Here is a 14,300-nt window from a genome sequence, read left to right as displayed (position 1 = left end):
GGTGTCCTACGAGGGTAGGCGCTCGCGCCCGCCCTCAGCGCACGGTGACGAAGGCCGCCGCGTCCCGTTCCGGGCGCGGCCGGGGCTCCTCGGCCGGGTGGCCGACGGCGACGGCGCCCATGGGGTCCCAGTCGTCCGGCAGGTCCAGGACCTCCCGTACGACGTCCCGGCAGAACATCGTCGACGACACCCACGCCGACCCCAGCCGTTCCCCGGCCAGGGCGACGAGGAAGTTCTGCACCCCGGCACCGGCGGCGACCACGAACATCTCCCGCTCGGCCCCGTCGCGCCGCGCGTCCCCGTAGGTGTGGGACCCGTCCATGACCAGGCAGGGCACGACCAGGTAGGGCGCGTTGCGCAGGACGTCGCCGCGGCGGATCCGCTTGGCGATGGACTCCTCGCTCCTGCCGTCCCGCCGCAGGTCCGCGATCCAGGCGTCCCGCATCGCGTCGAGCAGGCGGGTCCGGGCCCCGGCGGATTCGAGGAGGACGAAGCGCCACGGCGTGGTGTGGTGCGGGGCCGGCGCCGTCACGGCCGCGGCGACCGCCCGGCGCACCGCCCCAGGGTCGACCGGCTCGTCGGTGAAGGAGCGGACGGTGCGCCGCTGGGTCACCGCCAGCCGTACCGCCTCCGACGTGCCCAGGCGGAACATGTCGTCACGGGCGCCGCGCACCATGGCCCGCGCTCCGGGACCGTCGTCGCGGGCGAGGGTGTGCGGCAGGCCGCGTACGACGGCCACCGGCAGGCCGGCGGCCTTCCCCTTCACCAGGTCGCCGGCGGCGGCGAGTTCGTCCGCCGTGGCGACGACGGTGGCGCTGAGCGGGTTGCCGTGCGCGTCCGTGCCGCCGCGCAGGTCGTCCAGGACGCGGACGCCGGCCGCGCCGATCGCCACGTCCGTCAGGCCCGCGCGCCAGGGGCGGCCGGAGGTGTCGGTGATCACGACGCCGACCGTGACGCCGAGGGCGTCCCGCAGGCCGTCACGGATCGTCCGGGCGGACGCGTCGGGGTCCTCGGGAAGCAGCAGGACGGTGCCGGCGGGGGTGTTGGAGGCGTCCACGCCGGCGGCCGCCATCACCAGGCCCTGGCGGTTCTCGACGATGCGGAGCGTGCCGCGCCGGGCGACCACGCGCACGGTCTCCCGGTCGATGGCCGCCTCGCGGTCGTCGGCCCGGACCAGCCGCCCCTCCGCCTTGGAAACGATCTTGGAGGTGACGAGCAGCACGTCCCCGTCGGCCAGCCCGGGCTCGGCCGCCGCGATCAGCTTGGCCAGGTCGTCGCCCCGGCGCACCTCCGGGATGCCGGGGACGGCCCAGACCCGGTAGCCGTCCGCGAGTGCACCGCTCACGCGGCCCGCACCTCCTCCGCCAGCGCCAGCGCCTCCCGCGCCATCCGCGCGGCGGCGTCCACGTCGGTCATCATCAGCGGTACGGCCCTGCAGCGGATGCCGGCCGCCTCCACCCGCCCGACCGAGGCCGCGTCGACGGTGTCGACGAGCCAGCCGTCGAGCAGGCCCGAGCCGTAGTGCTCGGCGACCGCCGCCGCCGTGGACTCCACGCCGACCGCCGCGAGCACCTTGTCGGCCATGCCGCGCACCGGCGCGTCCCCGACGATGGGGGACAGGCCCACCACCGGCACCCCGGCGTCGGCGATCGCCTCCCGGATGCCCGGTACGGCGAGGATCGTGCCGACGGAGACGACCGGGTTGGACGGCGGGAAGAGGATCACGTCCGCCTCGGCGATCGCCTCCAGCACGCCGGGCGCGGGCTTGGCCTGCTCGGCGCCGACCGGGACGACGGCCTCGGCGGGGACCGAGGCCCGCAGCCGGACCCAGTACTCCTGGAAGTGGACCGCCTTGCGTTCGCCGTCGATCTCCACGGCGACATGGGTCTCGACGCGGTCGTCGGTCATGGGGATGAGGCGCACGCCGGGCTTCCAGCGGTCGCACAGGGCCTCGGTGACCGCGCTGAGCGGATAGCCGGCCCCGATCATCTGCGTCCGCACGATGTGCGTGGCGAAGTCCCGGTCGCCCAGGCCGAACCACTCCGGTCCGGCGCCGTAGGCCGCGAGTTCCTCCTTGAGGTGGAAGGTCTCGTCGGCCCGTCCCCAGCCCTGCTCCTCGTTGATGCCGCCACCGAGCGTGTACATCACCGTGTCGAGGTCCGGGCAGACCTTCAGCCCGAAGAGGTGGATGTCGTCCCCGGTGTTGCCGATGACCGTGATGTCCGCGTCCGGCACGGCCCGCTTCAGACCGCGCAGGAACCGGGCACCGCCGATGCCGCCTGCCAGAACCACAATGCGCATTACGACAGTGTGGCAGCCGCGGGGCCGGCCCGGTGACGGGCGGTCCGGTCCGGCCGGCCGGTACGGGGACGGGTGCCGGAGCGGCGTCAGGCGGCCGGCACGGCGTCGTGCGGCGCGCGGGCCGCGCACCGGGCGGAGTGCGGGGTCATCTGCGTCAGCCCCGGGAAGTAGACGTGCAGGCTGACCGCCGGCTCCAGGCTGTCGTTGACCACCTCGTGCGCGTACCCCGGCGCGAACACGTGCTGGGCTCCCGGCCGCAGCACGCGCGTGCCGCGCCGCGTGTGCTCGGTCAGGGCGCCGTCCAGCACGGTCAGCACGCCGGAGGAGGGGCCGTGGTCGTGCGGTCCGCTGCCCTGGCCGGGCACCCAGGACAGCAGCCACACCTCGTAGCCGGGGCCGGTGCGCAGCCGGTGGTACCAGCGGGTGGTGGCGTCGTACCGGACGAGGGGCTCCCACCGGGCCCGGTCGGCGGTGATGGACCGGGCCAGCCCGGCGAACTCGGCGACGGTGGCCGGGTGCTCGCGCGGGGGCTGGAGCAGGTGCGGGACTTCGAGGATGTCGCCGGCGATCTGGAGGTCGCTGTCGCTGTTCATGATGGGGTGGTTCCTCGGCGGGAGGGGGCGGAGGGGAAGACGGGCGGCCCGGGTGACGGGCGGGTGGGGCGGCGGGGCCCCGCGCGGGAGGAGGGCCGGCGGCGCCGGGGTCGCGGATCGTCCGCCCGGGTCACGGGGGGACGGGTGTGCCCGGGTGGGGGCGGGGCGACGGGCGGGCCGGGACGCGTGGACTCGGCCGGCAGCCGGAGCGGGCTCGGCTCAACAGCTGGGACGACAACAGCTACAGCGAGCGCGGGCAGCACCATGGGACCCGGCGGTGCGGGTCGTGGTGAGCGCCAAGTTCGCGAGCATGCCCTCAAGGAGAGCGGCTCACACTCCCACTGTCAACTTCCGACCCCCTAGGGGGGATGTGGTTCACCTCATCCGGTCCATCTCGCCGGTGAAAGGTTTGTGCAGGCGACTTCGGGGACACATGGCGTCCAAGCCGGGCGCACGAGCCCCGTTGCGATCCCGTGATCCAGATGTGATCCGGTTCGCTTCGGTGCGCGTGCCGGAACGGGATCGAACCGCAGGGCGTCCTTCCCCGTACGGGTGCGTACGGGGTCGCAGCCCTCCGCGGGGCCTCGCCCATGTGTCAAGGTTTGTGCCGATTTGAACACTTTCCGTACGGGCTTGGTTCCGCAGGGTGAATAAGGGGCCCAATAGCAGATCTCGGCTTGACTCGCCCGGAGCAGCACACCTGTAATTTCACTCGTGTCGTTCAGCCGCAATCGGTAACGGCTACATCACGGGGACGCGAAAGACGGACGAGGGGCGCACATGACCGAGCTGGTGCAGCAACTGCTGGTCGACGACGCGGAAGAGGAACTCGGCTGGCAGGAGCGCGCGCTGTGCGCCCAGACCGACCCCGAGTCCTTCTTCCCGGAGAAGGGCGGTTCCACCCGCGAGGCCAAGAAGGTCTGCCTCGCCTGCGAGGTCCGCTCCGAGTGCCTCGAGTACGCCCTCGCCAACGACGAGCGCTTCGGCATCTGGGGCGGCCTGTCCGAGCGGGAGCGCCGCCGGCTGAAGAAGGCCGCCGTCTGAGGGCCTGCCCTACGGCGAGCAGCCGCGTGCGCCCGCGCACGCGCACACACGGTCACATGGCCATACGGCATGCGCGCATACGGTCATACGGTGCGAACGGCCCGTCGCCCAGGGGTTGTCCACAGGCGGCGGGCCGTCGTGATGCCCAGCCGATAGTGTGGTCGCTAGTCCGAGACGCCCCGCCACCCCCAGGGGGCACAGGCGTCCACCGCAGTCCATCGAACCGGGGCCCGTACCTCGATGTCCGTGCACAGCCACACGGCAGCCCGTCAAGACACCGCTGCCACACCTGAGTTCCCGCGTCATGTGGTGACCGCGGTCCTCGTCTCCCACGACGGCGCCCGCTGGCTGCCCGACGCGCTCGCCGCGCTGCTCGGCCAGGAGCGCCCCGTCCAGTACGCCGTCGCGGCCGACACCGGCAGCGCGGACACCTCCGCGCAGCTGGTCGCCGACGCCCTCGGCGACGACCGCGTCCTCCACCTCGCCCGGCGCACCGGCTTCGGCCAGGCCGTCGAGGAGGCGAGCCGCACCGTCCCGGTCCTCACCCCGGACGACCTGCCCTACCTGAAGCGGCCCAGCGGCTGGGACCCCGTCACGCGCACCTGGCGCGACGACTCCTACGACCTGCCGGAGCTGCCGCACGGCGAGCCGGTGCACTGGCTGTGGCTGCTGCACGACGACTGCGCCCCCGAACCCGACGCGCTCGCCCAGTTGCTGCGCGTCGTGGAGAACGAGCACGAGCTCGGCCGCGACGACGTCGCCGTCGTCGGCCCCAAGCTCCGCGGCTGGTACGACCGCCGGCAACTGCTGGAGGTCGGCGTCTCCATCGCCCACTCCGGCCGCCGCTGGACCGGCCTGGACCGCCGCGAACAGGACCAGGGCCAGCACGACCACGTCCGGTCCGTGCTGTCGGTGTCCACCGCCGGCATGCTGATCCGGCGTGACGTCTTCGAACGGCTCGGCGGGTTCGACCGGCAACTGCCCCTCATGCGCGACGACGTCGACCTGTGCTGGCGCGTCCACGCCGCCGGCCACCGGGTGCTCGTCGCCCCCGAGGCCGTCGTACGGCACGCCGAGGCGGCCTCCCGCGAGCGCCGCGCCGTCGACTGCGCCGGCCGCACCACCGCCTCCCCGCACAAGGTCGACAAGGCCGGCGCCGTCTACACCCTGCTCGTCAACACCCGCGCGGCCCTTCTCCCCTGGGTGCTGCTGCGCATCGTCCTCGGCACGCTGCTGCGCACCCTCGCCTACCTCGTGGGCAAGGTCCCCGGGCAGGCCGTCGACGAGATCCGCGGCCTGCTGGGCGTCCTGCTGCGGCCGGAGCGCGTCCTGGCCGGGCGGCGCGTCAGGGGCCGCCCGCAGATCGACAAGGAGGAGCTGCGGGCGCTGTTCCCGCCGCCCGGCGCCACCGTCCGCGCCACCGTCGAACAGATCGCGGGCAACCTCGCCGGCCGCTCCGACCCCGAGTCGGCCGCGGGCGCCGGACGGCACGGCGGCGCCCTGGAGACCGGACCCGGCGGCGACGAGGCCGACTTCCTCCAGGTCGAGCAGTTCGCCCGCCTCAAGCGCGTCGCCCGCAACCCCGGCCCGGTGCTCTTCCTGGCGCTGCTGCTCGTCTCCCTCGTCGCCTGCCGGGGCCTCCTCGGCGGCGGCGCCCTCGCGGGCGGCGCCCTGCTGCCCGCCCCGGACGGCGCCGGCGAGCTGTGGTCCCGGTACGCCGACTCGTGGCACGCCGTGAGCCTCGGCGGCACCTCCTCCGCACCGCCCTACCTCGCGATCGTCGCCACGCTCGCGTCCGTGCTGCTGGGCTCCACCGGGCTCGCCGTCACCGTCCTGCTCGTCGGCTCCGTCCCGCTGGCCGGCCTCACCGCGTACTTCGCCTCCCGCCCGCTCGTCACCTCCCGGCTGCTGCGGGCGTGGGCGGCCACCGCCTACGCCTTCCTGCCCGCCGTCACCGGCGCGCTGGCCGGCGGCCGCATCGGCACCGCCGTCCTGGCCGTGCTGCTGCCGCTCCTGGCGCGCGCGGGCATCGCCGCCGGCGGACTCGCCCACCCCTCCGGCGCGCGGGGAAGCTGGCGGGCCACCTGGGCGTACGCGCTGCTGCTGACCCTCACCACCGCCTTCACGCCGGTCGTCTGGCCCATCGCCCTCGTCCTGGGCGCCGGGCTGCTCGTCCTGCGGCGGGGCGACATCACGGCGTACGGGCCGCGCTTCCTCGCCCAGCTCGGCACGCCCCTGCTGGTCCTGGCCCCCTGGTCGCTGTCGCTGCTGCCGTTCGGCTTCTTCCAGGAGGCCGGCCTGGCGTACGGCCCCTCGGCCGCCTCCGCCCTCGACCTGCTCGGCGCCAGTCCGGGCGGGCCCGGCACCGTCCACGGGCTGATGCTCGCCGGCATCGTGCTGGCCGCGCTGGCCGCCCTGCTGCGCTCCGAGCGCCGCACGGGCATCCTGACGGCCTGGGCCGTCGCCCTGGTGGGCTTCGTCTTCTCGGTGCTGTCCAACGGCTCCGCCTGGGCCGGTCCGGCCACCCTCGTCCACGGCATCGCCCTCCTCGGCGCCGCCGCCCTGGGGGCCGACGGGGCACGCGCGCGCGTGGCCGAGCAGAGCTTCGGCTGGCGCCAGCCCGTCGCCGCGCTGATCGCCCTCGCCGCCGCCGCGGGGCCCCTCCTGATCGCCGCCGGCTGGATGATGCGCGGCGCCGACGGGCCGCTGGAACGACGGGACCCCGTGCAGGTGCCCGCGTTCGTCGCCGAGGAGAGCGGCACCCGCGACCAGGCCCGCACGCTCGTCATCGACAGCGACTCCGCGGCCCACGTGCGCTACATGCTGGTCCGCGGCGCCGGCGCCCGCCTCGGCGACGCCGAGTTCGCCGCCGCCGTCGGGGGCGGCGGCAGGCTCGACAAGGCCGTGGCCAACCTCGTCGCCGGCTCCGGCGCCGACCAGGCCGACCAGCTCGGCGGCTTCGCCGTGCGGTACGTCCTCGTCCACAAGGGCGCGCCCCGCGAGGTCGCGCGCGTCCTCGACGCCACCCCCGGCCTGAGCCGGCTCAGCGAGCAGAACGGCAGCGCGCTGTGGCGGGTGGACCAGGAGGTGGCGCGGGCCACCATCGTGTCCGGTACGGGTTCCGGCGCGCCGCAGCCCGTCGCGGCGGGACCCGTCGAGATCCACACCGCGATCCCCTCCGGGGCCGGCGGCCGGGTGCTGCGCCTGGCCGACGCCGCCGACGAGGGCTGGACGGCGACCCTGAACGGCAAGCCGCTCGCCCGCACCACGGTCGACGGCTGGGCCCAGGGCTTCGAACTCCCCTCCACCGGCGGCAGGCTGGACGTCACCTACGACGACCCGTTCGCCCACACCGCCTGGCTGTGGGCGCAGGGCCTGCTCGCCGTCGTCCTCGTCGTGCTCGCGCTGCCCGGCCGGCGGCGCGACATCGACGACGACCTGCCCGAGGAGCCGGTCGTCCCGGCACCGTCGGCCACCGGCGAGGGCCGCCGGGCGCGGCGGCTGCGGGCGCAGGCCGAGGCGGCCGGGGCCGGGGGCGCGGCGGGAGCCGCCGAGCAGGCGCCGCCGCCGGCGGTGGTGCCGCAGCAGTCCGCCCACGGCGAGTGGGACGCGGGGGCCGGGTACGGCGCGTACGGCGCGGAGCCCTATCAGGGGGACGGCGGGCAGCCGCAGTACCAGGGAGGGACGCCCTACGGGCAGGACGGGTACGGGCAGCCGTACCAGGCCGGCCAGCAGCGAGCGGACGCCTACCCGGCGGATCCGTACCAGGCGCATCCGTACCCGGCGGAGACGTACCAGGCCGGTGCGTATCCGGCGGAGGCGTACCAGGCAGGCACGTACCCGGCGGAGGCGTACCAGGGCGGCCAGTACGACCCGTACGCGTACGACGGCTCGTCCCCGGCGGGGACGTACGACCAGGAGTATCCGCAGGGCCACGACCCGGCGCAGTCCCGGCGTCCCCACGGCACGGGCAGTGAGCGTCCCGACGGGAGTCAGCAGTGAACCGCACCACCCTGTCCCTCATCGCCGGTACGGCGGCGCTCGCCGCCGTCACCGGGTTCGCCGTGCTCGACGCGCCGGACGCCTCCGGCGGCACCACCACCGGGGCGGCCGCCCGGCTGCCCGTGGAACGCACGAGCCTGGTGTGCCCGGCGCCGAGCACGTCCGACATCGCCGAGACGACCTACACGTCGTTCACCCCCGTCACCGAGGGCGCGGCTGGCAGCGGCGGCAAGGCCGAGCTGCGGGCCGCGCCGGAGGAGCCGGGCGACGCGGGAGCGAGGACCGACAAGGACGCCGACGTGCCGGCGGTGGAGCCGAAGGCGCCCGGCACGCCGGTGACCGGGGAGACCTCCGGGGCCGGCGTGCCCGCGCTCGTGGGAACCGCGGAGGGGAGGTTCGCGCCGGGCTGGACCGTGCAGCAGACCACCGCGGTCGCCGCGGGCACCGGGCGGGGGCTGCAGGGGATCACCTGCGCGGAGGCGGACACCGACTTCTGGTTCCCGGGTGCCAGCACGGCGTCCGACCGGACCGACTACGTGCACCTGACCAACCCCGACGACTCGGCCGCCGTCGTGGACATCGAGCTGTACGGCAAGGACGGGGCCCTGAAGTCGACGGTGGGGGAGGGCATCACGGTGCAGCCGCACACCAGTGAGCCGGTCCTCCTCTCCACGCTCGGCGACACGCCGCAGAACGACCTCACCGTGCGCGTCAACGTCCGCAGCGGGCGGGTCGGGGCCGCCGTGCAGGCCCTGGACGACACGCTCGGCGGTGACTGGCTCGCCGCGTCCGCGGACCCCGCGGGCACGCTGGTGCTGCCGGGCATCCCGAAGGACGCCACCGCCGTGCGGCTGGTGCTGTTCACCCCCGGCGACATCGACGCCGACCTCAGGCTGCGGCTGGCCTCGCGCTCCGGGGCGATCACTCCGGCCGGGCACGAGACCGTGCACGTGAAGGCGGGCACGACGACGACGATCGAGCTCGGGGACGTCACGCGGGGCGAGGCCGGGTCGCTGGTGCTGACACCGGCGGGACAGTCGGTGCCGGTGGTGGCGGCGGTACGAGTGGTGCGGGGCAAGGACGCCAAGCAGGAGACGGCGTTCATCCCCGCCGCCAGGCCGGTGGGGGAGCGGGCGACGGCGGTGGACAACCGGGCCGGTGGCACGACCCTGTCCCTGACGGCCCCCGAGGGCGGTGCGAAGGTCAAGGTCACGGCGTCGGCGGGCAGCGAGGGCGGCACGGCCGTGTCGAAGACGTTCACGCTCAAGGGGGGCACGACCCAGGACGTCGAGGCGCCGGTCCCCGGTGGTTTGCGGGGCACGTACGCCCTCACGGTGGAGCCCCTGTCGGGCGGCCCCGTGTACGCGGCCCGGACCCTGACGGTGACGGAGGACGGCACTCCCGGCTTCACGATCCAGACGCTGCCGGACGACCGGGGGATGGTGGCGGTGCCGGTGGCGGACGAGGACCTGACGGTCCTGCAGGAGTGAGCGCGGGGGCGCCGCCCGAAGAGCTCGGGCAGGCGCCCCGGCGGCGCCGGCTCAGTCCTCGTCGTATCGCGGGTCCACCGTCTCCGGCGTCAGCCCCAGCAACTCGGCGACCTGCTCGACGACGATCTCGTGCACCAGCGCGGCCCGCTCCTCGCGGCCCTTGGCGCGGATCTCGACCGGCCGCCGGTAGACGACCACCCGCGCCCGCTGCCCGTCCCGCGCGGGGATCGTGCCGCCCAGCGGTACCACCTCGTCGGTCCACCCCTGCCCGAGCCCGCCCGGATGGGGCACGTCCAGGACGAGGAAGTCGATGTCGGCGAGTTGCGGCCACCGCCGTTCCAGGCGGTCCACGGAGTCCTGCACGAGGTCCGCGAACGCCTCGGCGCGGCTCGCGGCGAGAGGGACCTGCGGCGGAGCGATCGGGCCGCGCATGCCCCGGCCGTGGCGATCACGGCGGCGGGGGCCCGGGCCGGCGGCACGGGGGGTCACAGGGTTGTCCATCACTGGTGAAGAGTAGTCCTCGGCGGGGCCGCGCGCCCGGTCCCGCGGGGCACCGCGACACGGCCGTACCGGATGCCGGCGAATGCCGGCGGGTGCCGCCGGACGGCCGTTCCGGCCAAGGCCGGGTTCGATTTCATATCTTTCGGAGCGCGATCACCTCGCGGCGAATCACGGTATTTGTACCGGGTCGTGCCCGGCCCGTGGTGGCCCCGGCAGCGTGGAAAGCGGTGTTCGCGCAGGTCAGCGGGGCGTGTCGAAAAAGGGGTGTGTGGCGTTTCACACCCCGACACGGTGGTGTGACCCGGCGCGGAGTCGTCGCGGCCCGCTCAAGAGTGCGGTACCGTCCAACATCGTGAGCCCTGTACGTCGCTGTTCGCGCACCGCCTGCGGCCGTCCTGCCGTCGCGACGCTGACGTACGTCTACGCCGACTCGACGGCGGTCCTCGGCCCGCTCGCCACCTACGCCGAACCCCACTGCTACGACCTGTGCGCCGAGCACTCCGAGCGCCTGACCGCGCCCCGCGGCTGGGAGGTCGTCCGGCTGCTCGACGGTTCCGCTCCGGCGCGGCCCAGCGGGGACGACCTGGAAGCGCTTGCCAACGCGGTGCGCGAGGCGGCCCGCCCGCAGGAGCGCGCCGCCGGAGCCGGTGGCGGGGCACGCGCGGCCGATCCGATGGAGGTCGCGCGCCGCGGGCATCTGCGGGTTCTGCGGTCGCCCGACAACTGAGCCCCCGCGCGCCGGGTGACGCACGGCCATTGACGTCGGCTTGGCGCGGACACGACCATTCCCGGGACGGTGGGAAATCACTTCCGCATGGCGGAAACCGGGGAGGCGCCCGTGTACGTCCAGGAACTGGAACCCGTCGCCGGCTCGCCGGGCCTGTCCGCCCTCGTGGCGGCCCTGCCCCTCGTGATCGTCCTCGTCCTGCTCGGCGGCGTGCGGATGAAAGCGCACCTGGCGGGCCTGGCCGGGCTCGTGGCGGCCGTTCTCGTCGCCTGGCCGGTCTACGGCATGCCGCTGGAGCAGACGCTCTCCAGCGCCGCCCAGGGAGCCGCCTTCGGGCTCTTCCCCATCCTGTGGATCGTCGTCAACGCCCTGTGGGTGTACCGGATGACCGTCCGCACCCGGCACTTCGACGTCCTGCGCCGCTCCTTCGGCCGCCTCTCCGACGACCCGCGCATCCAGGCCCTGGTGATCGCCTTCTGCTTCGGCGCCCTGCTGGAGGCCCTCGCCGGGTTCGGCGCGCCCGTGGCGATCTGTTCGGTGATGCTCGTCGCGCTGGGCTTCGACCCGGTACGCGCGGCGGTCGTGTCGCTGGTCGCCAACACCGCGCCGGTCGCCTTCGGCGCCATGGGCACCCCGGTGGTGACGCTGGCCCAGGTGACCGGGCTGCCGCTGGACCACGTCGCCTCCGTGGTGGGGCGCCAGACGCCCCTGCTGGCCCTCGTGGTGCCGCTGGTGCTGGTCGCACTGGTGGACGGGCGGCGCGGACTGCGCGAGACCTGGGTGCCCGCGGTGGCGTGCGGGGCCGCCTTCGCCCTCGCCCAGTTCGCCGCCTCCAACCACGTCTCCGCCCAACTCGCCGACATCGGCGCCGCCCTCGCCGGCGCGGGCGCCCTGGCCGCCGCGGCGCACGCGCGCGTGCCCGCCGCCGGCGCCGTACGCGCCCGCGTGCCGACCGGCGCGCGGAGCGGGGAACCGGACGCGGACGACCCGCGCGGGGAGGTGCTGCGGGCCTACGCGCCGTACGCGCTGATCGTCGCGGTCTTCTCCGTCGCGCAGATCCCGGCGGTCGAGGACCGGCTGGCCCGGGCCACGCAGACGTACGACTGGCCCTTCCTGGACGTGGCCGGCCCGGACGGGCAGCCGGTCGGCGCCAACGCCTTCGGCTGGCCGATCGCGTCCACCGGCGGCACGCTCGTGCTGATCGCCGGGGTGTGCGCGGCGGCCGTGCTCGGGGTGCACGCGCGCGTGGCGGTCAGGGAGTGGCTCGCCACCGTGCGCGAACTGCGGTCCGCGATCCTGACGGTCACCTCCGTGCTGGCCCTCGCCTACGTCATGAACCTCTCCGGGCAGGCCGCCACCATCGGCCACTTCGTCGCCGCGGCCGGCGCCGGACTGGCCTTCCTGTCGCCGGTGCTGGGCTGGTTCGGCGTCGCCGTCACCGGCTCGGACACCTCCGCCAACGCGCTCTTCGGCGCCCTGCAGGTGACCGCCGCGCGGGAGTCGGGGCTGTCGCCCGGGCTGCTGGCCGCCGCCAACAGCTCGGGCGGCGTGCTCGGCAAGATGATCTCGCCGCAGAACCTCACCATCGCCTGCGCGGCCGTCGGCCTCGCGGGCCGCGAGGGGGACCTGCTGCGCAAGGTGCTGCCCTGGAGCCTGGGCCTGCTGCTGGTGATGTGCCTGATCGTGGTCGGGCAGTCCTCGCCGGTGCTGGACTGGACGCTGCCCTGACCCGGGGCGGCGGCCGGGTGTCCGGGCGGTCCCCCGCCGGCGGGTGCGGGTAGTTTGAGGACGCCGATAGGACTTTCAGAAGGGTTGGCCGTGGCTGCTGATCTGTCGCAGATCGTGAAGGCGTACGACGTACGCGGGGTGGTCCCGGACCAGTGGGACGAGGCGCTGGCCGAACTGTTCGGCGCCGCCTTCGTCGAGGTGACCGGCGCGAGCGCCGTCGTCACCGGGCACGACATGCGGCCCTCCTCGCCCGGTCTGGCGCGCGCCTTCGCGCGCGGGGCGGCGGCACGCGGCGCCGACGTCACCGGGATCGGCCTGTGCTCCACCGACCAGCTGTACTACGCCTCGGGCGCACTCGACCTGCCGGGCGCCATGTTCACGGCCTCCCACAACCCGGCGCGGTACAACGGCATCAAGATGTGCCGCGCGGGGGCCGCCCCCGTCGGGCAGGACTCGGGGCTCGCCGACATCCGCGCCCTCGTCGAGCGGTGGAGCGAGTCCGGCGCCCCCGCGCCCGCGGCCGCGCCGGGCACGGTCACGCAGCGGGACACCCTCGCCGACTACGCCGCCCACCTGCGCTCCCTCGTCGACCTGACCTCCATCCGCCCCCTGAAGGTCGTCGTCGACGCGGGCAACGGCATGGGCGGGCACACGGTCCCCACGGTCCTCGCCGGACTGCCCGTCGACCTCGTCCCGATGTACTTCGAACTGGACGGCACCTTCCCGAACCACGAGGCCAACCCCCTCGACCCGGCCAACCTCGTCGACCTGCGGAAGAGGGTCCGCGAGGAGGACGCCGACCTCGGCCTCGCCTTCGACGGCGACGCCGACCGCTGCTTCGTCGTCGACGAGAACGGCGACCCGGTCTCCCCGTCGGCGATCACGGCCCTGGTCGCCCGCCGCGAGCTCGCCCGCAACGGCGGCAAGGGCACGGTCATCCACAACCTCATCACCTCCCGGTCCGTGCCGGAGGTCGTGCGGGAGCACGGCGGCACCCCGGTGCGCACGCGCGTGGGCCACTCCTTCATCAAGGCCGAGATGGCCCGCACCGGCGCGATCTTCGGCGGCGAGCACTCCGCGCACTACTACTTCCGCGAGTTCTGGAACGCCGACACGGGCATGCTGGCCGCCCTGCACGTCCTGGCGGCCCTCGGCGGCCAGCGGGAGCCCCTGTCGGCCCTGGTCGCCGAGTACGACCGCTACGCCGGCTCCGGCGAGATCAACTCCACCGTCGACGACCAGGCGGGCCGCCTCGCCGCGATCAGGGCCGCGTACGAGGGCCGCCCCGGCGTCCGCCTCGACGAGCTGGACGGCCTGACCGTCACCGCCGCCGACTGGTGGTTCAACGTCCGCCCCTCCAACACCGAACCGCTGCTGCGCCTGAACGCCGAGGCGCGCGACGAGGCGACGATGGCCGCGGTGCGGGACGAGGCCCTGGCCATCATCCGGGCCTGACGCCGCCCCGCCGCGCGGTCGCCGTCCGACGCCGGGAAGCCGCAAGGCGACGGAAGGGAACCGCGACGTTTCCGACCCGGCGCCCCGCCCCCACCGGCGGTACGCTGACCAGCACATCCGCACACACCCGCCCGAAGGGAACCCCCATGCCGCTCGAAGCCGGCCTCCTGGAGATCCTCGCCTGCCCGGCCTGCCACGCGCCCCTCAAGGAGCAGGACGCCGAGCTGATCTGCACCGGCCAGGACTGCGGACTGGCCTACCCCGTGCGGGACGGCATCCCGGTCCTGCTCGTCGACGAGGCGCGCCGCCCGGCGTAGCGGCGTATCCGCGCGCGGGACGGGCAGGAACCAAGGGACCCCGCCACACGGGTCACACGGGCCGGCGGGTGCCGGCGGTTCCGCCCGGTCGCCCACGGCCCCGCGGTCCCGCGCTTGCGTGCTCCGGTGCGACACGGTCGCG

Annotated in this window: 11 protein-coding genes; 7 read left to right on the top strand and 4 right to left on the bottom strand. The window is 75.0% G+C overall.

Annotation, left to right across the window (positions count from 1 at the left end; all coding sequences use genetic code 11):
* Window positions 1-34: 34 nt before the first annotated feature.
* From ACSU6Z_RS11105 to ACSU6Z_RS11095, 3 genes are all read right to left on the bottom strand, one after another.
* Complete coding sequence (locus ACSU6Z_RS11105) at window positions 35-1,345, bottom strand: coenzyme F420-0:L-glutamate ligase (RefSeq protein WP_437044793.1); 1,311 nt, start codon at window positions 1,343-1,345, stop codon at window positions 35-37.
* Entirely contained in the window at window positions 1,342-2,301 is a 960-nt protein-coding gene (gene cofD, locus ACSU6Z_RS11100) for a 2-phospho-L-lactate transferase (RefSeq protein WP_437044792.1), read from the bottom strand. Before cofD ends, ACSU6Z_RS11105 begins: the two co-directional genes overlap by 4 nt.
* 86 nt (window positions 2,302-2,387) lie before the next feature.
* On the bottom strand, window positions 2,388-2,894 hold the full coding sequence (locus ACSU6Z_RS11095) for a cysteine dioxygenase (protein WP_437044791.1): 507 nt from the start codon (window positions 2,892-2,894) through the stop codon (window positions 2,388-2,390).
* A gap of 780 nt (window positions 2,895-3,674) precedes the next feature.
* Between ACSU6Z_RS11095 and ACSU6Z_RS11090 the strand changes: the two genes are divergently transcribed.
* The 3 genes from ACSU6Z_RS11090 to ACSU6Z_RS11080 all read left to right on the top strand — a co-directional run bounded on the left by ACSU6Z_RS11090 (window position 3,675) and on the right by ACSU6Z_RS11080 (window position 9,430).
* Window positions 3,675-3,938, top strand: coding sequence for a WhiB family transcriptional regulator (locus ACSU6Z_RS11090; protein WP_103542468.1), 264 nt, complete (start codon window positions 3,675-3,677; stop codon window positions 3,936-3,938).
* 240 nt (window positions 3,939-4,178) lie between these two features.
* Window positions 4,179-7,940, top strand: a complete 3,762-nt coding sequence (locus ACSU6Z_RS11085) for a glycosyltransferase family 2 protein (RefSeq protein ID WP_437044790.1) — start codon at window positions 4,179-4,181, stop codon at window positions 7,938-7,940.
* On the top strand, window positions 7,937-9,430 hold the full coding sequence (locus ACSU6Z_RS11080; protein ID WP_437044789.1) for a DUF5719 family protein: 1,494 nt from the start codon (window positions 7,937-7,939) through the stop codon (window positions 9,428-9,430). Before ACSU6Z_RS11085 ends, ACSU6Z_RS11080 begins: the two co-directional genes overlap by 4 nt.
* 51 nt (window positions 9,431-9,481) lie before the next feature.
* Here ACSU6Z_RS11080 and ACSU6Z_RS11075 read toward each other — a convergent pair whose 3' ends face one another.
* Window positions 9,482-9,931, bottom strand: coding sequence for a metallopeptidase family protein (locus ACSU6Z_RS11075; protein ID WP_437044788.1), 450 nt, complete (start codon window positions 9,929-9,931; stop codon window positions 9,482-9,484).
* A 352-nt stretch (window positions 9,932-10,283) separates the two neighbouring features.
* Here ACSU6Z_RS11075 and ACSU6Z_RS11070 point away from each other — a divergent pair, with 352 nt between their 5' ends.
* The 4 genes from ACSU6Z_RS11070 (at window position 10,284) to ACSU6Z_RS11055 (ending at window position 14,158) form a co-directional block, all read left to right on the top strand.
* Window positions 10,284-10,658: a DUF3499 domain-containing protein gene (locus ACSU6Z_RS11070; protein WP_029384352.1), complete on the top strand. Its 375-nt coding sequence runs from the start codon at window positions 10,284-10,286 to the stop codon at window positions 10,656-10,658.
* Between the two features lie 111 nt (window positions 10,659-10,769).
* Entirely contained in the window at window positions 10,770-12,386 is a 1,617-nt protein-coding gene (locus ACSU6Z_RS11065; protein WP_437050264.1) for an L-lactate permease, read from the top strand.
* A 90-nt stretch (window positions 12,387-12,476) separates the two neighbouring features.
* Complete coding sequence (locus tag ACSU6Z_RS11060; protein WP_437044787.1) at window positions 12,477-13,841, top strand: phosphomannomutase/phosphoglucomutase; 1,365 nt, start codon at window positions 12,477-12,479, stop codon at window positions 13,839-13,841.
* Between the two features lie 146 nt (window positions 13,842-13,987).
* A complete protein-coding gene (locus tag ACSU6Z_RS11055; RefSeq protein WP_020940431.1) occupies window positions 13,988-14,158 on the top strand; it encodes a Trm112 family protein in 171 nt (56 codons plus the stop codon).
* The last annotated feature ends 142 nt before the right edge of the window (window positions 14,159-14,300 follow it).

This window comes from Streptomyces sp. enrichment culture (genome assembly GCF_964273145.1).
Lineage (GTDB): Bacteria > Actinomycetota > Actinomycetes > Streptomycetales > Streptomycetaceae > Streptomyces.
This window is presented reverse-complemented; position numbering and strand designations above follow the sequence as displayed.